Source organism: Streptomyces sp. NPDC027672 (assembly GCF_055566335.1).
In genome coordinates this window covers 604250-626292 of record NZ_JBVHSO010000003.1, presented here as the reverse complement: position 1 = coordinate 626292, position 22043 = coordinate 604250, and the positions used below count along the sequence as shown (strand labels likewise).

Sequence of the window (22043 nt, the reverse complement as noted above, 5' to 3'; positions counted from 1 at the left end):
CCCTCCACGGACGTCGCACAGGGCTCGGGGAGATCATGCGGGCAGAGGTACGGCAAGTAGCCGACGGCACCTTCCTGGTGCACGGCAACCACGTCAACTGGGTGATCCTCAAGGACGGGGACGCCCTCACCCTGGTGGACACCGGCTATCCCGGAGACCGCCCGGGGCTGCTGGAGTCCCTCACGCAGGTGGGCGGTTCCCCGGAGGCGGTCGCCGCCGTCCTGATCACCCACGCGCACAACGACCACCTGGGCTCCGCCGAGTACCTGCGCGTCGCCCACGGCACGCCGGTGTACCTGCATCCGGCGGAAGTGCCGCACGCCCGGCGGGACTTCCTCCAGCAGGCCACCGTCAAGGACGTCGTGCGCAACGCCTGGCGGCCCGGTGTCCTGCCCTGGGCCGCCCATGTGATCAAGGCCGGCGGCATCGACCACAACCCCGTCACCGCGCCCGCGCCGTTCCCGGCCGACGGCCCGCTGGACCTGCCCGGCCGTCCGGTGCCCGTGCACACGCCCGGCCACACCGACGGCCACTGCGTCTACCACCTGCCGGAGGCGGGCATCGTCGTCTCCGGGGACGCGCTGGTCAGCGGGCACGCGATCTCCCGGATCAAAGGCCCGCAGATCCTGCCCGGCTTCTTCCACCACGACCGCGCCGGCGTGGTGGCCTCCCTGGAGCTGATCGGCGCGCTCGACGGCGACCTGCTGCTGCCGGGCCACGGTCCGGCGCACCGGGGCCCGGTGCGGGCGGCGGCCGAGCTGGCCCGGGACCGGGCGTCGTAGAACACCCGCGCGGGGCCTTAGGGTTCGTGTCATGGCCTTGCAGATCAGCGCCACGAACCCGGAGCACCCCGCCCTCCTGCTCGCCCTGCCCTGGCACACCCCGCTGGAGGAGTGGCCCGAGGAGTACCTCGTGCCGCTCCCCCGCGGCATCTCCCGGCACGTGGTGCGCTACGCGCACGCGGGCGACGAGGTGATCGCCGTCAAGGAGCTGGCCGAGCGGCCCGCGCTGCGCGAGTACGAGCTGCTGCGCGACCTCGACCGGCTCGGCATCCCGGCCGTCGACCCGCTCGCCGTGGTCACCGGCCGCACCGACCCCTCGGGCGCCCCGCTGGAGCCGGTGCTCGTGACCCGGCATCTGCGCGGCTCGATGCCGTACCGCTCGATGTTCGAGACCACGATGCGTCCGGCGACCATGCACCGGCTGATGGACGCCCTCGCCGTGCTGCTGGTCCGGCTCCACCTGGCCGGGTTCGCCTGGGGCGACTGCTCGCTGTCCAACACCCTGTTCCGGCGGGACGCGGGCGCCTTCGCGGCCTATCTGGTGGACGCCGAGACCGGCGATCTGCACCCGCGGCTCAGCCCGGGGCAGCGGGACTACGACCTGGAGCTGGCCCGCGTCAACATCAGCGGCGAACTGCTGGACCTGGAGGCGTCCGGCGCCCTGCACCCGTCCGTGGACCCGGTGGAGTTCGGTCACGAGATCTGCACCCGGTACCAGGGCCTGTGGCAGGAGCTGACCCGCACCTCGGTGTACCCGGCGGGCAAGTACCACTACATCGAGCGCCGGATCCGGCGGCTGAACGACCTCGGTTTCGACGTGGCCGAGATGCAGATCGAGCACTCCTCCAACGGCGACACGGTCACCTTCGTGCCGAAGGTCGTGGACGCCGGCCACCACCAGCGCCAACTGCTGCGGCTGACCGGCCTGGACGCGGAGGAGAACCAGGCGCGGCGGCTGCTGACGGACCTGGAGAGCTGGATGGCCACCCAGGACGACTACGCCCCGGGCGACCCGCTGGCCGCGCGGCCGGAAGTGCTGGCCCACCGCTGGGTGCGGGACGTCTTCCGGCCCACCGTCCGCGCGGTGCCGCCGGAGCTGCGCGGCTCCATGGACCCGGCCGAGATCTACCACCAGTTGCTCGAACACCGCTGGTACCTGTCCGAGCGGGCCCAGCACGACATCGGCATCGACACCGCCGTCAAGGACTACACCGACAACGTCCTGCCCCGGGCCCGCGCCCCGCTGGCGGAGGCCGGCCCGGAGTAGCTCACGCGTGCGGGACCACGGCCACCGGGCAGCCGGCGTGGTGCAGCACCCCGTGCGCCACCGAGCCGATCCGCGCGCCGACCGCCGTACGCCGCGCCCGGCGCCCGACGACCATGAGCTGGGCCCGGCCGGCCAGCGACAGCAGCACCTGGCCCGCGCTGCCCATCTCGACGTGCTCGGCGACGGGCACCTGGGGGAACCGCTCCCGCCAGGGCCGGAGGGCCTCGGCCAGCGCCTGCTTCTCGTACGGTTCGAGGCCGCCCGCGTCGTCGAGCAGCTTCAGCGAGCCGGGGCTGTAGGCGAAGACCGGCGGCAGGGTCCAGGCCCGTACGGCGCGGACGGCGGCGCCGCGGGCCGCCGCCGTCTCGAACGCGAACCGCAGCGCCGCCTCGCTGTCCTCGGGGCCGCCGTGCTGGCCGACCACCACGTCCCGGCCGGCCGCCTCCGCGGTGGCGTCGTCGCCGGCCCGGACCAGGACGACCGGCCGGGACGCCTCCGCGATCACCTGCTGGCCGACCGAGCCGAGCAGGAAGCCGACCACCGGCCCGTGCCCGCGCGAGCCGAGGACCAGCAGTTCGGCTTCGGCCGCCGCGTCCGCCAGCGCGTCCGCGGCCCCGGCCTCCAGCACGTTGGTGGTCACCGGCAGTCCCGGATACCGCTCCGTCACCGTGCGCGCGGTGTCCGTCATGCCCTGCGCCACCCACTCGCGCTGGGTGTCCCGGCCTGCGGCGGCGAGCGCCTCGGCGTACCGCCAGGCGTGCACCACGCGCAGCGGCAGACCGCGCCGTACGGCCTCCCGGGCCGCCCAGTCCAGCGCGGCCAGACTCTCCTCGGTGCCGTCCACCCCTGCCGTGATCGGGCGTGTCATCCCTGGGCCTCCTCGTCGTCGCGTCCTCGCGGTACCGGTGCCCGCGATCGGGCACCGCCGCGCACCGGGACGATCATCTCCCGGCCGGGCATGCGGAACGGATACCGACCCTATGACGGCGGCCGGTCCGGGCCGGCGCGTGCCCGCCCGGACGGTTCGCCCGGAGCGCCGGCCCGGACAGGCGGATGCCCCGCGCGAAGGCGGGGCATCCGGTGGTGCTGTACCGCGCCGGCCCGCATGAGCGGGGCGCGCGGCGTGGGGTGGTGCGGGTCGTCAGCGCGGCGTGTTGGCGGCGGTGACGTTCACGGCGGCCCACGAGGTGTTGACCGTCTTGTACTCGGTGCTGTTCGCGCCGTACAGGTCCTTGGCCGCCTTCAGCGTGGCGATGCGCGCCTGGTGGAAGTCGGTGGAGGAGACCATGTACCGGGTGAGCGCCCGGTAGTAGATGGCGGTCGCCTTGGTCCGGCCGATGCCCTTGACCTTGAGGCTGTGGTAGGTCGGCGAGTTGTAGGTCACCGTGCCGATCTTCTTCTTGCCACTGCCCTCGGCGAGGAGGTAGTAGGCGTGCGAGGAGACGCCGGAACCGGCGTGCACCTCGGTGTAGTAGGTGTCGGCGGACCAGTAGTCGATGGTGCCTTCCAGCTTGTCCAGCGACGGGTGGTCCAGGCGGCGCAGGAACTTCTGCGCGAGGCCCAGCTTCTCACCGACCAGGTAGTCCGGGGTGTCCTTCGTGTTCTTGGCGTAGAACTCGACGTTCGAGCCGAAGATGTCCGCGAGCGACTCGTTCAGCGAGCCCGGCTCGCCGTACTGGTTGCCGTCGGAGTCGACGAAGGTCGGCTGGAGGTTGGCGGTCGCCTCGACCACGCCGTGGGTCAGCTCGTGACCGGTGACGTCGAGGACGACGAGCGGCTTCTTGAACATCTCGCCGTCGCCGTCGCCGTACAGCATGCAGTTGCAGGTCGGGTCCCAGAAGGCGTTGGCGACCTTCTTGCCCCAGTGCACCATCGCCTGGGCGGCCTTGCTGTTGTTGGCGATGCCCTTGCGCTTGAACGTGGACTTGTAGAAGTCCAGCGTCTTGGTCACGCCGTACTGCGCGTCGGCGGCGACCGTGGCCCGGCTGCTGGTCGCGCCGTTGCCCCACACGTTGGTCGTGTTGGTGAACTTCGTGCCGGCGCCGAACTTCTCCGTGTACGAGCCCTTGGCGTCCCGCGTCTCGGTGCCGTACCGGCTCGGGTCCTTGAGCTGGTAGTGACCGCGCGAGGTCTGCGTGGTGGTCAGGCCGACGTTGCCCACGAAGAGGGTCTTGCCGGTGCCCTTGGCCGCCGACGGGTAGGCCGCGGCGCCGGTGGCGCCCGAGCCGACCAGGCCGGAGGCGGCGGAGGCGGAGCCGGTGGCCGGGTCCGCGGTCTCGCCGCGCCGGTGCAGGGTGTCGATCAGCTTCGGCGACAGGAACTCGTCCCGGGTGGGCGTGTTGCTGCGCACCTTGCCGGTGACCGCGTCCACGACGACCGTGCGGGCGGTGTCCTGGTCGGTGACGGTGACCTGGTAGGCGAGCGCGGAGGCGCCACCGCGGGCGTCCACCACCAGCCGGGCGCCGCCGGCGTCGCCCTTGGCGGCCTTCGCGGCCTTGGCGGCGGCCTGGCCGGCGGTCAGCTTCGCCTGGCCGGTGGGCTTGACCGCGTGGCCGGCCGCGCGGGTCACGCCCGCGTAGCCCAGCGTGCGGTCGAGGTGGACGACGAGGTCGCCGCCGAGCACCGGCAGGCCGTCGTGGGTGCGCACGAAGCGGACGTGCCGGGCGCCCTCGGGGTCGATCATGACGTCCTGGGCGTGCAGTGCGTCGCCCTGGGAGACGCCGGTCGCCGAGGCGTGGGCGAAGGCCGCGGTGCGCGCCGCCTCCACCACCACCGTGGCGTCCGAGGCGGCGGAGGCGGCGGACCGCTCCGCTCCGGTGGAGGCACTCGCGAAGGCCGTGCCGGCCAGGCCCGTGGCAGCCGTCGTCACCGCGACGGCGACCGCCATGGTGCGTATGTGCGGTCTACGCAATCTGATCAGGGTTCCTTCGTTCGAAGGCGGCCGACGTCGTCAACCGCCTTGAGACATGACGCCGTTGGGCGGCACGGGAGCCGGTCCGGCTCCGAGCGCCCACCCTTGCGGATCAGTCATGCGCACGTAAAGCCGGAATGATCCATTTCGCGAACTTCTATGGCAATCCTTTGCAAATGGGCGCCATAGAGTGATCACCGGATGACCGACTGTGTGTCGGCTGTGGAGACGCTCCCCTCATCCCCTAGGTTCCCAGGGCGGAATGTGACCGATATCGCATCAGGAACCGGGCCGACGGGAGAGAATACGGGATGGTCTCGACAAGGGTGGGGCGGGGAGCGGTCCTCGGAGCGGTCGCACTGTCGCTGCTGGCGGTCCCGGCGCGGGCCGCGGCCGGGCAGCCGGGCACCACGGCGGCGCTGCCGGCGCCCGACACCGCGGGCCTGGCGGCGGTGTTGCGCTCGGCGGTGGCCCAGGGCGCCCCGGGAGCGCTGGCCCGGATCGACGACCACGGCCGGACCTACCGGGTGACCCGCGGCGTCGCCGACCGCGCCACCGGGCGGGCCATCGGCACCGACGACCGGTTCCGGGTCGGCAGCGTCACCAAGACCTTCACCGCGGTCGTGCTGCTCCAGCTCGTCGACGAGCACCGCCTCGCGCTCGACGCGCCGGTCAACCGCTATCTGCCGGGGCTGCTGCCGGACGACCGGATCACGGTCCGTCATGTGCTGAGCCACCGCAGCGGTCTGTACGACTACACGAACGACATGTTCGCCGCCAGCGTCTCCGGCTTCGAGGCGGTCCGCAAGAAGGTCTTCACCTACCGGCAGCTGGTCGCACTGTCCCTGAAGAAGCCCCGCACCAACGCGCCCGGCGCCGCCTACGCGTACTCCAACACCAACTTCGTCGTCGCCGGGCTGCTGGTCGAGAAACTCACCGGGCAGCCGGTGCGGACCGCCTACCAGAACCGCGTCTTCACACCGCTGAAGCTGCGCGACACGTTCTACGTCCACCCCGGCACCACGCTGCCGGGCCGGTACGCCCGCGGCTATCTGACGCCGGACCGGGCGGGCGCCCCGCTGGTCGACGCGACGGAACAGACGGTCTCCTGGGCGCAGAGCGCCGGGGCGGTCATCTCCAGCGCGCGGGACCTCGACGTCTTCTACGGCGCGCTGCTCAAGGGGAAGCTGATGTCGGCCGCGCGGCTGGCGGAGATGGAGCGGTTCACCAAGGTCAACGCCACGACGGCGTACGGCCTCGGACTGCGCCGCCGCGAGCTGTCCTGCGGGGTGTCGGTGTACGGGCACACCGGAGCGGTGCAGGGCTACTACACCTACGCGTTCGCCACGAAGGACGGCGGGCGCAGCCTCACCGCCATGGCCACCACGTCGAACAACGGCAAGGTGCTCGACACGCTGGCCGGGGCCCTGGAGTCGGCGTTCTGCGGAAAGTCCGCGAAACCGGCACACTCCGCGATCTTGGCGGAACGCGGCCGTCCGCGACACCATGCCCTGCATGAAGGGTGATCTCTTTTCCAGTCAGCATGTGGTGCAGCCGGCCGTGGCGCCGGGGATGTACGTCGAGAACGCCAAGTGCGTCAAGTACGCGGTGGACGGCGAGATGTACGCCCGCCAGGGGGCGATGGTCGCCTATCGCGGCAACCTCGCGTTCGAGCGCAAGGGGCAGGGCGTCGGCGGCATGCTCAAGCGTGCCGTCACCGGGGAGGGGCTGCCCCTCATGGCGGTGCGCGGACAGGGCGAGGCCTGGTTCGCGCACGAGGCGCAGAACTGCTTCATCGTCGAGGTCGAGCCCGGCGACCAGTTCACGGTCAACGGCCGCAACGTCCTGTGTTTCGACGCCTCGCTGTCGTACGAGATCAAGACGGTGAAGGGTTCGGGCATCGCCGGCGGCGGCCTGTTCAACAGCGTGTTCACCGGGCAGGGCCGGCTCGGTCTGGTCTGCGACGGCAACCCGCTGGTCATCCCGGTGTCCGCGCAGGCGCCGGTGTACGTCGACACGGACGCGGTGGTGGGCTGGACCGCGCACCTGCAGACCTCGCTGCACCGGTCGCAGTCCATCGGCTCGATGCTGCGCGGTGGTTCGGGCGAGGCCGTGCAACTGATGCTCCAGGGCGAGGGGTTCGTCGTGGTGCGGCCGAGCGAGCTGACGCCCCAGAAGGCGCAGCAGCACTGAACCTTCCCGTGTGATCCACGCCGCACGCGCAACCCCGGCGGCCGTACCGGCGTCTTGACCGGCGACAGACCAAGCCCCGGCCCCTCGGGCCGGGGCATATCTCCGAGACGCTATGCATGCCGTGTAGAGACGCCGTCTATACACGGCGTGTATAGAAGGGTACGCATGTACGGCAAGGCTTTCGCCCCGGAGTACCAGGGCGCCCTGACCACCCTGTCCGTGAACTCCTCGCTCACCGATGTGCTGGCCGAGGCCACCGAGCGGCTGCGCGAGGCGGAACGCGCCGGGCGCGCCGAAGAGGCGGCCCGCTGCGGGCTCGCCGTCGCCGAGGCACACCGGCGGCTCGGCCGGATACAGGACGCCGACCGGGCGTGGAAGGCGAGTTACCGCGCCGCCCGGGAGGCCGGCGACACCGCCGCGATGGCCTGGGCGCTGTGGAGCGGCGGCACCCTGGCCCGGCAGCGGGGACGGTTCCCGCTGGCCTGGCGGCTGCTGGGACTGGCGGCCGAGCTCGGCGAGCGCGGCGGGGACGTCGTCGCCCGCGGCTACTCGCTGGCCGGCCTCGCGGAGACCGGCCGCATCCAGGGCGACTACGCGGCGGTCGGCCGGCTGCACGAACAACTGCTGGCCGAGGCCCGTAAGCGGGGCGAGGCCCGGCACACGGTGTGGGCGCTGGAGGGCATCGCCCAGATGCGCCGCAACACCGGCGACTACGACCAGGCGTACGCCCTGTTCGAGGAGGCGGCGCAGATAGCCGCCCGGGCCGACGACCGGCGCGGGCACGCCTGGGCGCTGCGCGGCCTCGCGGACGTCCTGTCGGTGCGCGACGGCGCCACCGGACGGGCGCTGGAGCTGCTGGCCGAGGCGGAGGCGACCTGCCGGGAGATGAACCTCTCCAGCGCGCTCGCCTACAACCACAAGATGCAGGGCAACGTCCTGTACCGCGCGGGCCGTTACCCCGAGGCCCGCGACCGCTACGAACTGGCGCTGGCGGAGTTCCGCGCGATGAGCGAACCGCGCGGCGAGGCACTGTCCCGGCTGGGCCTGGCCAAGTCCCTCGCCCGGCTCGGCCGCGACCGCGCCGAGACCGCCGCCGAACTCGCCGGCCTGGCCCGGACGCTGGAGCGCGGCGGGCTGCGGCACGTACGGGAGATGGTGGTCCGCGCCCAGCGGGAGTTCGGTCTCGAGACGGAGGCCGCACGGTGACGGCGCTCGTCTCCGCGGTGCGCGCGCCCGCTCCGGGTGTCCTCGCCCGCTGCCGTGAGCTGACCCGGCCGGCGCTCCGGGAGGCGGTGGGCCGGCTGCACCCCTGGGTGGGCGAGATGGCCGCGTACTCCTTCGGCTGGTGCGAGGTCGGCGGGGCGCCCGTCACCGCGCCGGGCGGCAAGGGCGTACGCCAGGCGCTCGCCGTCCTCGGCGCGGAGGCGGCGGGTGCCGCCGGGCGGACGGGTGTCCCGGCGGCGGTCGCGGTGGAGCTGGTGCACGCCTTCTCGCTGCTGCACGACGACATCATGGACGGCGACGCGGTCCGGCGCCGCCGCCCCGCCGTGTGGCAGGCGTACGGCACGGGTCCGGCCGTCCTGGCCGGCGACGCCCTGTTCGCGCTGGCGGTGGACGCCCTCGCCGCCGCGCCCCGGGGCCCCGGGGCGGTGCGGCTGCTCTCGGCGGCCCTCGCCGACCTGGTGCGCGGGCAGGCCGACGACCTGCTGTTCGCCACCCGGCCCTGGACGGGCCCCCAGCGGGTGACGCCGCGGGAGTACCGGACGATGGCCGAGGGCAAGACGGGCGCGCTGCTGGGCTGTGCCGTGGCGCTGGGCGCCGCGCTCGGCGGGGCGCCCGAGGACACGGTCCAGGCGCTGGACCGGGCCGGACGGCACCTCGGGGTCGCCTTCCAGCTCGTCGACGACGTGCTCGGCATCTGGGGGGACCCGGCCGTCACCGGCAAGCCCGTGGGCGGCGATCTGCGGGAGCGGAAGAAGACGTTCCCGGTGCTGGCCGCGCTCGGCTCCCCGGTGGCCCGGCGGCTGCCCGCGCTGCTCGGCTCCGCCGGGCACGCCGAGGAGGCCGCCGCGCTGATCGAGGCGGCCGGGGGCCGTACGGCGGCGCTGGCCGAGGCGCGGGCCCGGACGGCCGCGGCGCGCGAGCTGCTGGCCTCCGCGCGCCTGGCCCCGGCCGCCGCCGAGGAGCTGACCGGGCTGGTGGACTTCCTGGTGGGCCGCGTACGGTAGGCGGGATCCGGAAAGGCGTTGACCAGCGGCGCCCCGGCGGGTCAAGGTGCGAGCGGCGCGGCCGATCCGCGCCGGAAGGGGTGCAGCACCTTGATCGACATCTCGGACATCGCAGCCGCCGCCGAGCGGATCGCCGGACACGTCGTACGGACGCCGACGGTGCCGAGCCCGGGCCTGGGCTCGCTGCTCGGCGTCCCGGTCACCGCCAAGCTGGAACTCCTCCAGCGCACCGGCTCGTTCAAGGCGCGCGGGGCCGTGGCGAAACTGCTGTCGCTGAGCGAGGCCGAGCGCGCCGCGGGCGTGGTCGCGGTCAGCGGCGGCAACCACGGGATCGCGCTGGCGGTGATGGCGGCGGCCCTCGACGTGAAGGCCACCGTGGTGATGCCGCGCACCGCGCCCACGCGCTCCATCGCGCTCGCCGGGGACGCCGGGGCCTCGGTACGGCTGACCGACGGCATGGACAGCGCCTTCGAGCTGGTGACGCGGCTGCGGGACGAGGGCCTGACGCTGGTGCACCCGTTCGACGATCCGGTGGTCATCGCCGGGCAGGGCACGGTGGGGCTGGAACTGGCCGAGGACGCCGGGGAGCTGACCGACGTCGTCGTCAGCGTCGGCGGCGGCGGTCTGATCGCCGGGGTCGCGACGGCCCTGCGCGCCCTGCGGCCGGACGTGCGGGTGTGGGGCGTGGAGACCGCGGGCGCGGAGGCGATGGCCGGCGCGCTCACGGCCGGCGGTCCGGTGCCGGTGCCGCTGTCCTCCCTGGTCACCACGTTGAGCGCACCCTCGGCCTCGCAGCTGACCTACGACCATGTGGCCGCGCTCGTCGAGGAGGTCCTGGTGGTGCCGGACCAGGACGCGGTGCGGGGCTGTCTGGACCTCGCCGAGCACGCCAAGGTGTGGGCCGAGCCGGCCGCGGGCTGTCTGCTGCCGGCCGCCCGGCAGGTGGTGGAGCGGGTCGGTGACGGCGCCCGGATCGGGCTCGTGGTGTGCGGGGGCAACACGACACCCCGGGAACTGTTCGGCTGGGCGGACCGCTTCGGGCTGCTGTGAGGTGACCGTTCCTGCCGTCCCGCCGGGCGGCCGGCGCGGCTTCCCGCCGCGCCGCACCGCCCAGGCCGCGGCTGCGGCCTGGGACGGCACCGCGCACCGGAGACGCCGGCCACGTTCCCCGCCGGTCGTCCCGGAACCGGAAGAGTGGGCCGCACCCCGTTTTCCGGCCGCCGAGCCGGGGACTCGCTGCTTATGGTGCAAATCGGATACACGATGATGACCGAGCAGGCCGGCCCCCGGGACCTGGTGGAGCACGTGGTGGGAGCCGAGGAGGCGGGTTTCGACTTCTCGGTGATCTCGGACCACTACTTTCCGTGGCTGCGCTCGCAGGGACACGCCTCGTACGCGTGGAGCGTGCTGGGCGCCGCGGCCCAGGCCACCTCGCGGATCCCGCTGATGACCTACGTCACCTGTCCCATCCTGCGCTACCACCCGGCGGTCGTGGCGCAGAAGGCGGCGACCGTGCAGTTGCTGTCGGAGGGCAGGTTCCGGCTCGGCCTCGGCGCAGGGGAGAACCTGAACGAGCACGTGGTGGGCGGCGGCTGGCCGCCGGCGGACGTGCGCCACGAGATGCTGGAAGAGGCGGTGCACATCATCCGCGCGCTGTTCGAAGGCCGCCATGTCACGCACCACGGACAGCACTACGACGTGGAGTCGGCCCGGCTGTGGGACCTGCCGGAGTCGGCGCCGCCGATCGGCATCGCGGTCTCCGGCGAGCAGTCCTGCAAGCTGGCCGGACACCTCGCCGACCTGGTGATCGCGACCGAGCCGAAGGCGAACCTGCTGGAGGCCTTCGACCGGCACGGCGGCAGCGGCAAGCCCCGGGTGGGCCAGTTGCCGGTGTCCTACGATCCCGACCGGGGCGTGGCGATCGAACGCGCCCACTCCCAGTTCCGCTGGTTCGGCCTGGGCTGGAAGGTCAACGCCGAGCTGCCGCATCCCGACTCCTTCGAGGCCGCGACCCAGTTCGTGACCAAGGACGACGTCGCCTCCTCCATCCCGTGCGGTGACGACCCGGACGCCTTCGTGGAGGCCGTGCGGCCGTACGCCGAGGCCGGATTCGGGGAGATCGCCCTGGTGCAGATCGGCGGCGACGCGCAGCGGGAGTTCCTGGACTGGTCGGCGAAGACCCTGCTCCCGGCCCTGCGGGAGGCGTTCGCCTGACGCCGCGGGCCCCCGGAACACGCCGGGCCGAAGGGAATCGGCCGCTCGGATGAGCATCCTGGGCGATGCCGGGGTACTAGGACGCTCTACGCCGATCATTCCCGGAGGCCCGCGCGTGAACTCGTTCGTGCACAAGACGCTGGTGGTGCAGCTTCTCGCACCCGGTACCGGACGGTGCCCGGTGCTGGCGCATCTGGGCTACGACGCCGACGACCCGTTCGCCGTCACCGCCCTGTTCACCCATGACGGCCGTGTGCTGGCCTCCTGGCGGCTGGACCGGGACATGCTCGCCGCGGGCCTGGCCCGGCCGGTCGGCCTGGGTGACGTGCGGTTGCGGCCGGAGGGCTCCGAGCCCTGGCGCGAGCTGCGCATGGAGTTCCTCGGGGACGTCCGGCCGGACGGCGGGCGGCAACGCGCGGTGGTGTTCGCCTGGGCGCCCGCGGTCGCGGCGTTCCTGCGCGAGACCCACCGGGTGGTAGCGCCGGGGCAGGAACAGGTCCCGGTGGACGAGTTGCTGGCGGAGATCCTCTCCACGGGCTGAGTAGCCGTACTCATGCCGGCGGGGTGACCCCGGCGCCACGATGGGGCTCCACGACGCCTGACGGCAAGGAGCCCCCCGTGACCGCTGTGCACCCCGCCCCGCTCCGCGCGCCGCGCCGTGTGCCGCCCGCGCTCTTCGCCGGGGTGGCGGCCCTGGGACTGGCCGTGTCGGCGGTGGGCGCCCGCGACCGCATTACCTGGTTCCTGGAGACGGTGTGGGCCCTTATCGGCCTGCCCGTGGTGGTGCTGGCCTGGCGGCGCTTCCCGCTGACGGGGCTGCTGTGCGGGCTGCTCACGGCGCACGCGCTGGTCCTCGCGGCCGGCGGCCACTACACCTACGCTCAGGTCCCGGCGGGCGACTGGGTGCGCGACACCTTCGGCCTGGACCGCAACCCGTACGACCGCTTCGGGCACCTGATGCAGGGCTTCGTGCCGGCCGTACTGGTCCGTGAACTGCTCAGCCGGACCTCACCGTTGCGCGGCAGCCGCTGGCTGGCACCGCTCACCGTGTGCGCCTGTCTGGCCTTCAGCGCCTGCTTCGAGCTGCTGGAGTGGCTGGCGGCCGAGATCGGCGGCCACGGCGCGGACGCGTTCCTCGCGACCCAGGGCGATGTGTGGGACACCCAGTGGGACATGTGCTGCGCGCTGATCGGCGCCGTGCTGTCCCCGCTGCTGCTCGCCCGAGTGCACGACCGTCAGCTTGACGCGCTGTCGGACGCGTCCGTCTGATCGGCCGTCCGGTTGGTGTACCGGTGACGGGCCCACAGCGGCAGGCCGTACCAGCACACGAGGTACCAGGCGACGACGGCCGCCACCAGGTACGGCACATAACCGTCGTGGGTGGCCACCCGCATGATCAGCAGCAGGGACGACGTCATGGTGGCGAGCAGCAGGACCAGGCCGGCCAGCGTCAGCCGGGAGGCGAGCCGCACCGCCTGCGGTTTGACCGACCGGCCGGAGACGAGCCGGTGCAGGGACACCGGTCCGATGAGGGCGCCGGTCGCGCAGGCGCCCATCACCACGGTCACGATGTAGATCACCTGGTCGGTGGTGGCCAGCCGGCCGTACTTCGGCTGGAAGACGACCGTCAGCAGGAATCCGAAGAGGATCTGCACGCCCGTCTGCGCCACCCGGACCTCCTGGATGAGTTCACCCCACATCCGGTCGGCCCGTTCCTCCTGCGTCTCATCGCGCCCCCGGCGCCGCCCGTCCTGCGTCATGCGGTGCGGATAACCGCCCGGCCGTTCGTTCAAACGAACCGGTGTGCCCGAAAGCGCGTCTACCAGCGGTGTTCGACCTGGTCCTTGATCCGGCGGTCGTAGAGGTCACGGATCGCGGCGGCCGTCTCCGGCGGCAGCGGCGGCAGCTTGGCCGCGGCGGCGTTGGCGCGGGCCTGCTCCGGGTTCCGGGCGCCGGGGATCACCGTGGTCACGCCGTCCTGCTCGATGATCCAGCGCAGTGCGAGCTGGGCCGGGGTGCAGCCCTCGGGGGCGAGCGCGGCGAACTCGGCGGCGGCCTCGACGCCCGTGCCGTAGTCGACCCCGGCGAAGGTCTCGCCCTGGTCGAACGCCTCGCCGTGCCGGTTGAAGGTGCGGTGGTCGTCGGCCGCGAACACCGTGTCCTTGGTGTACTTCCCGGACAGCAGCCCGGAGGCGAGCGGCACCCGCGCGATGATGCCGACGCCGGCCGCGCGGGCGGCGGGCAGCACCTCGTACAGGGGCTTCATGCGGAACGGGTTGAGGATGATCTGCACGCTGGCCACGTTCGGCCGGGCGATCGCGGTGAGCGCCTCGTCACAGGTCTCCACGCTCACGCCGTAGGCGGCGACACGCTCCTCCTCCACGAGGGTGTCGAGGGCGTCGAACACGGCGTCCGAGGAGTACACCGAGGTGGGCGGGCAGTGCAGTTGGACCAGGTCGATGCGGTCGACGCCGAGGTTGCGGCGCGAGCGGTCGTTCCACTCCCGGAAGTTGGCCAGGACGTAGTTCTCCGGGACCTGCGCGAGCCGGCGGCCCATCTTGGTCGCCACGAACACATGCAGGTCCGGACGGCCGCGCAGGAAGGAGGCGATGGTCGCCTCGCTGCGTCCGTCGCCGTACACGTCGGCCGTGTCGAAGAAGGTGACCCCGGCCTCGGCCGCCGCCTCCAGGACGGACAGGGCCACCTTGTCGTCCACCTCACCCCAGTCGGCGCCGAGCTGCCATGTGCCGAGTCCGACGACCGATGCCCACTGACCCGACCTGCCGATTACGCGTTCGTCCATGGCGACAGTGTGTCATCCGGTGCGACGGCCGGCACGGCCGTGTGGCTCCTTCGGTGCGGTGGTGCCGGCGGGCGGGCCGGCGCGGGTCAGCGGTGCCGGGCGGTGGCGCGGGCGTGCAGGGCGCGGGCGGCGCGGGGGCCGAGCCAGCGTTTGAACCGGCGCAGCGGCTCCAGCCGGCCGGCCGCCCGGTCCAGGCCGTAGTACAGCCGCGGCGGCACGTACGGCAGCAGCGGCGAGTGGCGCTGGCCGAGCAGGGCGAACATCCGGTGCGGGGGCAGTTCGATGTAGCGGGGCAGGTTCTCGTACCAGCGGGCGCTGTAGCGGGCCGCGCTCTGTGCGGACAGCAGCTCGGCGCGGCGCCGGCGTTCGTAGGCGGCGAGGGCCTCGGGCAGGGCGGGGTGCGCGCGCAGGGCGCCGGCCAGGCACAGGGCGTCCTCCACGGCGAGGGTGGTGCCGGCGCCGATGGAGTAGTGGGTGGTGTGGGCGGCGTCGCCGAGCAGGACCAGGTCGCCGTCGTGCCAGGTGCGGTTGGTCAGGGTGCGGAAGCGCTGCCAGGAGGCGCCGGGGCGGGCGATGAGCGGGTGGCCGTCGAGGACGCGGGCGAAGAGTTTCTCCAGCAGGACCAGGCTCTCGCCGGGGTCGGCCCGGTCCAGGCCGAGGCCGGTGAGGGTCTCCGGGGAGCACTCGACGACACAGGTGCTGTGGCCGCCGCCGTACCCGTAGCCGTAGGCCCAGATCCAGCCGTGCGCGGTCTCGGTGAAGGCGAAGGTGAAGGCGTCGAAGACCCGGGTGGTGCCGAGCCAGATGTAGGGGTTGCGACCGGTGGTGGTCTCGGTGCCGAAGTGGTCCGCGCGGCGGGCGCGCAGGGCGCTGTGGACGCCGTCGGCCGCGACGACGAGGTCGGCGCCGGCGGGTGGCCGGGTCACCTCGCTGCCGTACTCCAGGCGGACGCCGAGGCCGCGGGCCCGGGCGGCGAGCAGGTCGAGCAGCCGGTGCCGGCCGATGCCGAAGCCCTCGTCGCCGTGGTGCCGGGTGGTCAGGTCGCGTACATGGGCGACGCCCTCGCTCCAGCGCACGGAGTGGGCCTCGATCTCCCGCGCCAGGACGGGGTCGTGCTCCCCCAGCCGGTCGAGGAGGCCCCGCCAGTACGTCACGCCCCAGCCGTAGGTGGAGCCCTCGGGGTCGCGTTCGTGGACGGTGACGTCGTGCGCCGGGTCCTGCCGCTTGAGCAGGAGGGCGAGACAGAGTCCGGCGGGCCCGCCTCCGACGCAGACGACCTTCACACGCACACCCCTGACAGTCACTCGACGCATTCAGTCGAAGACGGAGGGTAGCAGGGACGGCGACCCTTCCGATCGCGTCAGTCTGGGGTGGTGAGCCGCGCCACTCGGGCGGGCGGCGACGGGAAAGGATCAAGGAAAACCGGGGCGCTCCGGCAAGGAATTACCCGTTCCGGGGCGGACCGGACCACCGGGACGGCAAGATCAACTTCGTTCAACTCTCTACGACATGTGGTTAATTGTCCGGATCGCAGCCAACCGGTTCCGCATGATTTCTCCTGCTCCCGCAGGTCCCGATAGGCATGCCTCATCACCGCAGAACCACTCTCGGGGAGGACCCGCATGCCCGACATCACCCGGCGCCGCGCGCTCACCACGGCGGCAGCCGTCGCCGCCACGGCCTCGGCCGCCGTCGCCCTGGCCGCGCCCGCCGCGTCCGCCGCCGTCCGTCACGAGCCCACCGCGCCCGGCTCCTTCGACGAGGTCTACCAGGGCCGCCGGATACAGGGCCGTCCGGCGGCCGGCGGCGGACACCACCACGAACACGGCGGCGGCTACGAGGTGTTCATAGACGGCGTGCAGCTGCACGTGATGCGCAACGCCGACGGAAGCTGGATCAGCGTGGTCAGCCACTACGACCCGGTGCCCACCCCGCTGGCCGCCGCCCGCGCCGCGGTGGACGAGCTGCAGGGCGCGCCGCTGCTGCCGTTCCCCGCCAACTGACCGCCCACGCAAGGACTCCGGGAGCACCGCGCACCATGACCGTACGCAAGAACCAGGCCGCCCTGACCGCCGACGAGAAGCGCCGGTTCGTCGCCGCCGTCCTCGAACTGAAGCGCGCCGGACGCTACGACGACTTCGTCCGCACGCACAACGAGTTCATCATGTCGGACACCGACAGCGGCGAGCGGACCGGCCACCGCTCGCCCTCCTTCCTGCCCTGGCACCGCAGATTCCTGCTCGACTTCGAGCAGGCGCTCCAGTCGGTGGACTCCTCCGTCGCGCTGCCCTACTGGGACTGGAGCACCGACCGCACCCTGCGGGCCTCGCTGTGGGCGCCGGACTTCCTCGGCGGCACCGGGCGCAGCACCGACGGGCGGGTGATGGACGGCCCGTTCGCCGCGGCCACGGGCGACTGGCCGGTCACCGTGCGCGTCGACGCCCGTACGTTCCTGCGCCGCTCGCTCGGCACCGCCGTGCGCGAGCTGCCGACACCGACCGAGGTGGAGTCGGTGCTGGCGATGGCGACGTACGACATGGCGCCGTACAACAGCGCCTCGGACGGCTTCCGCAACCATCTGGAGGGCTGGCGCGGGGTCAACCTGCACAACCGGGTGCACGTCTGGGTCGGCGGCCAGATGGCGACCGGTGTCTCCCCCAACGACCCGGTGTTCTGGCTGCACCACGCCTACATCGACAAGCTGTGGGCCGAGTGGCAGCGGCGGCACCCGGACGCGGGGTACGTGCCGACGGGCGGCACCGCGGACGTGGTGGACCTCGGCGAGACGATGAAGCCGTGGAACACCGTGCGCCCGGCGGACCTGTTGGACCACACCCGGTTCTACACCTTCGACGCCTGATCAGGCGTCGGCGGTCCGGCACTCCGGGTGACCCCAGCCCTGCGCGTTCTTGGCGATCTTCTCGCCGGCCGCGTAGGACCGGCCGCACAGGCAGCGGCCGGGGAACTTCGCCTTGATGGTCCGCGCGGACGCACCGCCGGCCCGGGCGGCCGCTCCGCCGGAGCGGGCGGGTGCCTTCCGGCGGGGTGCGCCGGCCGTCGCCGGGGTGTCGGGCGAGGGCGGGGGCTGCGGCGAGCCGAGTGCGCTGCCGGCCTGCTCCTGCGCGGAGGCCGCCTGGCTGGCCGCGCGGTCGGCGAAGTCGTTCAGCGGGTCGCCGTCGACCTGGTGGGCGGGCACATAGCGGAACTCGACCGACCGGCCGCCGAGCAGTTCGTCGATGCGGACGACCAGGTCCTGGTTGGCGACGGGCTTGCCGGCGGCGGTCTTCCAGCCGTTGCGCTTCCAGCCGGGCAGCCAGGTGGTGACGGCCTTCATCGCGTACTGGGAGTCCATCCGGATCTCCAGCGGCACGTCCGGGTCGACGGCCGCGAGCAACTGCTCCAGGGCGGTCAGTTCGGCGACGTTGTTGGTGGCCCGGCCGAGCGGGCCCGCCGCCCAGCGGGCGGGGGTCCGCTCGTCGTCGTCCGAGACCACCCACGCCCATCCGGCCGGTCCGGGGTTTCCCTTCGAAGCCCCGTCGCACGCGGCCACCACACGTTCACGCATGCGCTCGATCATGCCATGGCCTTCGCCCGGCCCGTGCCGGGGCCGGTCACACGTCCCTGAGCCGGGGCATCTCCCCCTCGGTGGTGGTGACGTCGATCACCGAGAAGTCCGCGCCCTGCGGGTCGCTCAGCGCCGCGAACCGGCCGAAGGGGCTGCTCATCGGTCCGAAGCCGAGGATCCCGCCCAGTTTCACGGCCCGGCCGACGGCCGCGTCGCAGTCGTCGACGGCGAAATAGACGTTGACGTACGACGGGACCTCCGGCGGGAAGTCGTCGGTCATCCGCATCCGGCCCAGGACGGTGTCCTCGCCGACCTCGAACATCCGGAAGTCGACGGCCTCGTCCTCGATCTCCTTCATCCGGTACGGGAAGACGGCGCAGAGGAAGGCGTCCGCCTGCTCCGGTTCCCTGGTGAACACCTCGGCCCAGCAGTAGGCGCCAGGGGTGGCCGTCGTCTCGAAGCCCTCGTGAGCGCCCGCCTGCCAGATGCCGAACACGGCGCCGCTGGGTTCCCGGGCCAGGCACATGGTGCCGAGGCCGCCGACCCGCATCGGCTCCATCAGCACCTCGCCGCCGTGCTCCCGGACCTTCTCCGCGGTGGCCGCGGCGTCCGGCGAGGCGAGGTACAGGCACCACTGCGACCGGCCCTCCTGGCCGGGCACGGGCGGGACGACCGCGGCGACGGCCCTGCCGTCGGCGTAGGCCTGGGTGTAGTGGCCGTACTCCGACGACGACTCGCCGAAGGTCCAGCCGAGGACGTCGCCGTAGAACCGCTTGGCTCCCTCGACGTCGCTGAACATCGCGTCGGCCCAACAGGGCGTTCCTTCGGGTTGCACGGCCATGCTGGCGGCCCTCCTGGTGCGGTGTGCCCCGTTTGTTCACGCTAGTCATCCGGGGTCCGGGCCGCGCGCCGAGCCGGGAGGGACGTGCGGGGGCGCTTCGGGACAGGAGCGGCATGCGGGCCGCGATACGGGGCGAGAACGGCGTGCGGGCCGCGCTTCGGGCCGGGAGTCGCATGCGGGCGGCGCTTCGGGCCGGGAGCCGCATGCGGGCGGCGCTTCGGGGCGGGACGAAGGCGCGGGCCGCGCCCGCGCTCCGCCCACCCGACCGCTCCGCTACTCCCCCGCGTACGCCTTCTCCAGCTCCGCGGCGTCCAGCTTGCCCATGCCCATCATGGCCCGGGTGGCGCGCGCGGCCTTCCGCGCGTCCGGGTCGGCGATCATTTGCAGCAGCGGGGCGTAGACGACCTGCCAGGACAGGCCGTACTTGTCCTTGAGCCAGCCGCACGAGCCGCCCTCGCCGCCGTCCCCGGTGAGCTTCGTCCAGTAGGAGTCGATCTCCTCCTGGTCGGCGCAGAGGATCTGGAAGGAGACGGCCTCGTTGAACGTGAACTGGGGACCGCCGTCGAGCGCGAGGAACCGGTGGCCGTTGGCGGTGAACTCCACGGTCAGCACGGAACCGGCCGGCCCGGGCCCGTCCTCGGGCCAGCGGACGACCCGTCCGACGGCGGAGTTCTCGAAGACCGACACGTAGTAGTGCGCGGCCTCCTCCGCCCGGCCGTCGAACCAGAGGCAGGTGAGGAATCCGTCGGTGGTCATGAGCGCCTCCCGGGGCGTGTGGCGGAGTGGGGAACACGTCATCGTCATGGAGGAAGACCCCCGCCGGGCGCGGAACTCATCGGTGCGGCCACAATTGCGCCCTGAGGGAAATCCAGGGTGGTGACCGGCTGTTTCACGCCAGTGCAGTGCGACATGGGCATGCACGGCGTGACCGGGGGTACCCGGGCCGTGAGCGGTTCGGCGAGGGTGTATGACCTATGGAAAAGTGGGTACGCGCTCGGCACCCGAGCTGGCCGGCACCGAGCACAGAGACCGTAGAGGCACAACGTCGCACCGTGACTTTCGTGGGAGAGGCAATGAAGACCGCCGCCGGGACCCGGTCGGAAGCAGAGGTCGTCGAGCAGACCGAGCAGGACAGCACGGGCGGGCTGCCCGGCATCGCGGACCCGGCGTCCGTCGCCCCGCGGGACGCGCGCGAGCTGTCCCGCCAGTTCTTCCGCCGGCTGACCGAGCTGGAAGAGGGCACGCACGCGTACCAGTACGCGCGCAACACCCTCATCGAGATGAACATGTCGCTGGTGCGCTTCGCGGCCGGACGGTTCCGGGGCCGCGGCGACGACATGGAGGACATCGTCCAGACCGGCATGATCGGTCTGATCAAGGCGATCGACCGGTTCGAGCTGGCGCGCGAGGTGGAGTTCACCTCGTTCGCGCTGCCGTACATCGTGGGTGAGATCAAGCGGTTCTTCCGGGACACCACCTGGGCCGTCCATGTGCCGCGCCGCCTCCAGGAACTGCGGGTGGAGCTGGCCAAGGCCCGCGAGGAGCTGTCCAGCCGGCTGGACCGGGACCCGACGGTCGCCGAACTGGCCACGCTGATGAACCTCTCCGAGAACGAGGTGATCGAGGCGCAGCTCGCCTCCAACGGCTACAACTCCGCCTCCCTGGACGCCGCGCTCACCGGTGACGGCCCCGAGGACGGCGAGGCGGTGCTCGCCGACTTCATCGGTGTGGAGGAGGAGGGCCTGCGGCTCGTGGAGGACTTCCACGCGCTCGCCCCGCTGATGGCGGAGCTGAGCGACCGCGACCGGCAGATCCTCCACCTGCGGTTCGTGGAGGAGGCCACGCAGGCGGAGATCGGCGAGCGGCTGGGCTGCTCCCAGATGCACGTCTCGCGGCTGATCAAGCGGATCATCGCCCGGCTGCGGCAGGGGATGCTCGGCGAACTGGGCTGCGCCTGACCCCGGTGCCCGGGAGGCGCCTCCATCGGGCAGCGCCTCCCCCGGCTCCACCGGCATCCTCCGGCGGCCGGGAGCCGTACAGCGGTCCTCGCCGGCGCGAGGGGGCGACGGTGTGGAGCGGTTCTCGGCGGGGCGACGTTTGTGTTCTCGACGGGTCAGCGGTTCAGACGGATCAGCGGTGCAGCGGGAAGACGGCCCGGACCCGCTTGCCCACGGGGACGCGTTCCACGGTGACCTCCGAGGCCAGCGCGTGCACGATCTCCAGCCCGTGCCGGCCGACGCGCTCCGGGTTCTTGGGGAACCTGCGGGGCAGCGCCGTACTGCTGTCGTACACGGACACCACGACCGAGGTGCCCGTGCCCTCCAGCTCCAGGATGTACGGGCCGCTGCTGTGCCGGTCGGCGTTGGTGACCAGTTCGCTCACCAGGAGCAGCAGCTCGCCGTCGGCACGGCTGTCGGCGGTGGCGCACCACTCGGTCCGCAACTGCTGGAGGAACTGGGCGGCGAAGGCACGGGCCTCGGCGATGCAGCCGGGGTCGCCGGTGTAGTGCGCGGCGCGGCGCAGCGGTTCCACGGGTACGTCGAAACCACTCGGTATCACTGCCCCGCCCAGATGCTCCGTCATGCTGTCTCTCTCGAATACCCGGTCCGGCCGGTCGATGGTGCACCAGTCCTCGTACCCCGAGTCGGGCCCTTAAGTCCACCCGAACCGCGCGTCGGCGGCACACAGTGGTGAGTGTCACGAAGACGCGGCCGGGCCGCCGGTCAGGCTACGGGAAGGACCAGCCCCGGTATGGTCCGCTGCATGCGCAGCGCGTCGACGGACTCGGCGAGCAGCTCGTACTCGGTGGTCTCGTCGCCGGTCACGATCCGCACCAGCCTGCCCGCCGCCAGCTCGTCGGCGACCAGCTCCTGCCGGTCCGGATCGCCGCACCAGGCGCGCAGCACGGCGGGTACGTCGGGCACGGTGTCGGCGACCGGCACGAGCGCGTTCGGCGGGAAGTGCGCGGTCTCGGGCCGTGGGTCGAGCCGGTCCGCGATCCAGCTCGCGCGGTCGCGCAGCCACCACAGGGCGAGGGCGAGCGTAGGTGCCCGGTAGGTGCCGAGGGGCACGCCGATACGCCGTCCGCCGCAGACACCGTACGCCGTGACATGGCACAGGAACTCGTCGTGCATGCGCCCTCCCCCGTCCGCGGCGTTCGCCAGCCGGCGGGCCTCGCTCTCGGTGCGGCTCATGTGCGGTGGGTGATCGGGCCTTCGCTGGAAGTGAAGGCCGCACAG

The 22043-nt window shown here is 72.7% G+C and carries 23 protein-coding genes; 13 read left to right on the top strand and 10 right to left on the bottom strand.

Going from position 1 to position 22043, the window contains the following annotated elements; translation table 11 throughout:
* Positions 1-35: 35 nt before the first annotated feature.
* On the top strand, positions 36-782 hold the full coding sequence (locus ACZ4SV_RS10835) for an MBL fold metallo-hydrolase (protein WP_397947433.1): 747 nt from the start codon (positions 36-38) through the stop codon (positions 780-782).
* A gap of 31 nt (positions 783-813) precedes the next feature.
* Entirely contained in the window at positions 814-2049 is a 1236-nt protein-coding gene (locus ACZ4SV_RS10830) for a DUF4032 domain-containing protein (RefSeq protein ID WP_365881569.1), read from the top strand.
* A gap of 1 nt (position 2050) precedes the next feature.
* Here ACZ4SV_RS10830 and ACZ4SV_RS10825 read toward each other — a convergent pair whose 3' ends face one another.
* The gene (locus ACZ4SV_RS10825; RefSeq protein WP_468003247.1) at positions 2051-2917 is read right to left on the bottom strand and encodes a universal stress protein; all 867 of its coding nucleotides are present in this window, start codon (positions 2915-2917) and stop codon (positions 2051-2053) included.
* 273 nt (positions 2918-3190) lie between these two features.
* Positions 3191-4936: a M4 family metallopeptidase gene (locus tag ACZ4SV_RS10820; protein WP_468003245.1), complete on the bottom strand. Its 1746-nt coding sequence runs from the start codon at positions 4934-4936 to the stop codon at positions 3191-3193.
* A 335-nt stretch (positions 4937-5271) separates the two neighbouring features.
* Here ACZ4SV_RS10820 and ACZ4SV_RS10815 point away from each other — a divergent pair, with 335 nt between their 5' ends.
* From ACZ4SV_RS10815 to ACZ4SV_RS10780, 8 genes are all read left to right on the top strand, one after another.
* The gene (locus ACZ4SV_RS10815; RefSeq protein ID WP_468003243.1) at positions 5272-6486 is read left to right on the top strand and encodes a serine hydrolase domain-containing protein; all 1215 of its coding nucleotides are present in this window, start codon (positions 5272-5274) and stop codon (positions 6484-6486) included.
* Positions 6476-7153: an AIM24 family protein gene (locus ACZ4SV_RS10810; RefSeq protein ID WP_397973130.1), complete on the top strand. Its 678-nt coding sequence runs from the start codon at positions 6476-6478 to the stop codon at positions 7151-7153. The genes ACZ4SV_RS10815 and ACZ4SV_RS10810 overlap by 11 nt, the downstream gene beginning before the upstream one ends.
* Positions 7154-7318: 165 nt before the next feature.
* Entirely contained in the window at positions 7319-8359 is a 1041-nt protein-coding gene (locus tag ACZ4SV_RS10805) for a tetratricopeptide repeat protein (RefSeq protein WP_468003241.1), read from the top strand.
* Positions 8356-9381, top strand: coding sequence for a polyprenyl synthetase family protein (locus ACZ4SV_RS10800; RefSeq protein ID WP_468003239.1), 1026 nt, complete (start codon positions 8356-8358; stop codon positions 9379-9381). The genes ACZ4SV_RS10805 and ACZ4SV_RS10800 overlap by 4 nt, the downstream gene beginning before the upstream one ends.
* Before the next feature lie 90 nt (positions 9382-9471).
* A complete protein-coding gene (locus tag ACZ4SV_RS10795) occupies positions 9472-10431 on the top strand; it encodes a threonine/serine dehydratase (protein ID WP_468003237.1) in 960 nt (319 codons plus the stop codon).
* Between the two features lie 192 nt (positions 10432-10623).
* Positions 10624-11595, top strand: a complete 972-nt coding sequence (locus tag ACZ4SV_RS10790; protein WP_365877173.1) for an LLM class F420-dependent oxidoreductase — start codon at positions 10624-10626, stop codon at positions 11593-11595.
* 115 nt (positions 11596-11710) lie between these two features.
* Positions 11711-12136, top strand: coding sequence for an SsgA family sporulation/cell division regulator (locus ACZ4SV_RS10785; RefSeq protein WP_365877171.1), 426 nt, complete (start codon positions 11711-11713; stop codon positions 12134-12136).
* A gap of 77 nt (positions 12137-12213) precedes the next feature.
* Positions 12214-12864 carry a DUF2238 domain-containing protein gene (locus tag ACZ4SV_RS10780; RefSeq protein WP_468003234.1) on the top strand — a complete coding sequence of 217 codons (651 nt, stop codon included), beginning with the start codon at positions 12214-12216 and terminating at the stop codon, positions 12862-12864.
* Here the strand turns inward: ACZ4SV_RS10780 and ACZ4SV_RS10775 are convergent.
* From ACZ4SV_RS10775 to ACZ4SV_RS10765, 3 genes are all read right to left on the bottom strand, one after another.
* A complete protein-coding gene (locus ACZ4SV_RS10775; protein WP_397973141.1) occupies positions 12831-13355 on the bottom strand; it encodes a DUF6328 family protein in 525 nt (174 codons plus the stop codon). The genes ACZ4SV_RS10780 and ACZ4SV_RS10775 overlap by 34 nt on opposite strands.
* 59 nt (positions 13356-13414) lie before the next feature.
* Entirely contained in the window at positions 13415-14398 is a 984-nt protein-coding gene (locus ACZ4SV_RS10770) for an aldo/keto reductase (RefSeq protein ID WP_365877167.1), read from the bottom strand.
* A gap of 86 nt (positions 14399-14484) precedes the next feature.
* Complete coding sequence (locus ACZ4SV_RS10765) at positions 14485-15681, bottom strand: FAD-dependent monooxygenase (protein WP_468003400.1); 1197 nt, start codon at positions 15679-15681, stop codon at positions 14485-14487.
* A 339-nt stretch (positions 15682-16020) separates the two neighbouring features.
* On the opposite strand from ACZ4SV_RS10765, the gene melC1 reads away from it, so the two are divergent.
* Together melC1 and melC2 are read left to right on the top strand one after the other, a co-directional pair.
* Positions 16021-16401 (top strand): apotyrosinase chaperone MelC1, encoded by a 381-nt coding sequence (melC1, locus tag ACZ4SV_RS10760; RefSeq protein WP_468003231.1) that lies wholly within the window; start codon positions 16021-16023, stop codon positions 16399-16401.
* A 35-nt stretch (positions 16402-16436) separates the two neighbouring features.
* Positions 16437-17258 carry a tyrosinase MelC2 gene (gene melC2, locus ACZ4SV_RS10755; protein ID WP_468003229.1) on the top strand — a complete coding sequence of 274 codons (822 nt, stop codon included), beginning with the start codon at positions 16437-16439 and terminating at the stop codon, positions 17256-17258.
* Here the strand turns inward: melC2 and ACZ4SV_RS10750 are convergent, their stop codons facing one another.
* From ACZ4SV_RS10750 to ACZ4SV_RS10740, 3 genes are all read right to left on the bottom strand, one after another.
* Positions 17259-17975, bottom strand: coding sequence for a ribonuclease H family protein (locus ACZ4SV_RS10750; RefSeq protein ID WP_468003227.1), 717 nt, complete (start codon positions 17973-17975; stop codon positions 17259-17261).
* Positions 17976-18009: 34 nt separating this feature from the next.
* Positions 18010-18804, bottom strand: a complete 795-nt coding sequence (locus ACZ4SV_RS10745) for a VOC family protein (protein ID WP_468003225.1) — start codon at positions 18802-18804, stop codon at positions 18010-18012.
* Between the two features lie 273 nt (positions 18805-19077).
* The gene (locus tag ACZ4SV_RS10740) at positions 19078-19560 is read right to left on the bottom strand and encodes a VOC family protein (protein ID WP_468003223.1); all 483 of its coding nucleotides are present in this window, start codon (positions 19558-19560) and stop codon (positions 19078-19080) included.
* A gap of 317 nt (positions 19561-19877) precedes the next feature.
* Here ACZ4SV_RS10740 and ACZ4SV_RS10735 point away from each other — a divergent pair, with 317 nt between their 5' ends.
* Positions 19878-20762 carry an RNA polymerase sigma factor SigF gene (locus ACZ4SV_RS10735; protein ID WP_365877183.1) on the top strand — a complete coding sequence of 295 codons (885 nt, stop codon included), beginning with the start codon at positions 19878-19880 and terminating at the stop codon, positions 20760-20762.
* A gap of 172 nt (positions 20763-20934) precedes the next feature.
* Here the strand turns inward: ACZ4SV_RS10735 and ACZ4SV_RS10730 are convergent, their stop codons facing one another.
* Positions 20935-21387: an ATP-binding protein gene (locus tag ACZ4SV_RS10730; protein WP_468003221.1), complete on the bottom strand. Its 453-nt coding sequence runs from the start codon at positions 21385-21387 to the stop codon at positions 20935-20937.
* A gap of 140 nt (positions 21388-21527) precedes the next feature.
* Positions 21528-21938, bottom strand: coding sequence for a hypothetical protein (locus ACZ4SV_RS10725; protein ID WP_365877181.1), 411 nt, complete (start codon positions 21936-21938; stop codon positions 21528-21530).
* Between the last annotated feature and the right edge of the window lie 105 nt (positions 21939-22043).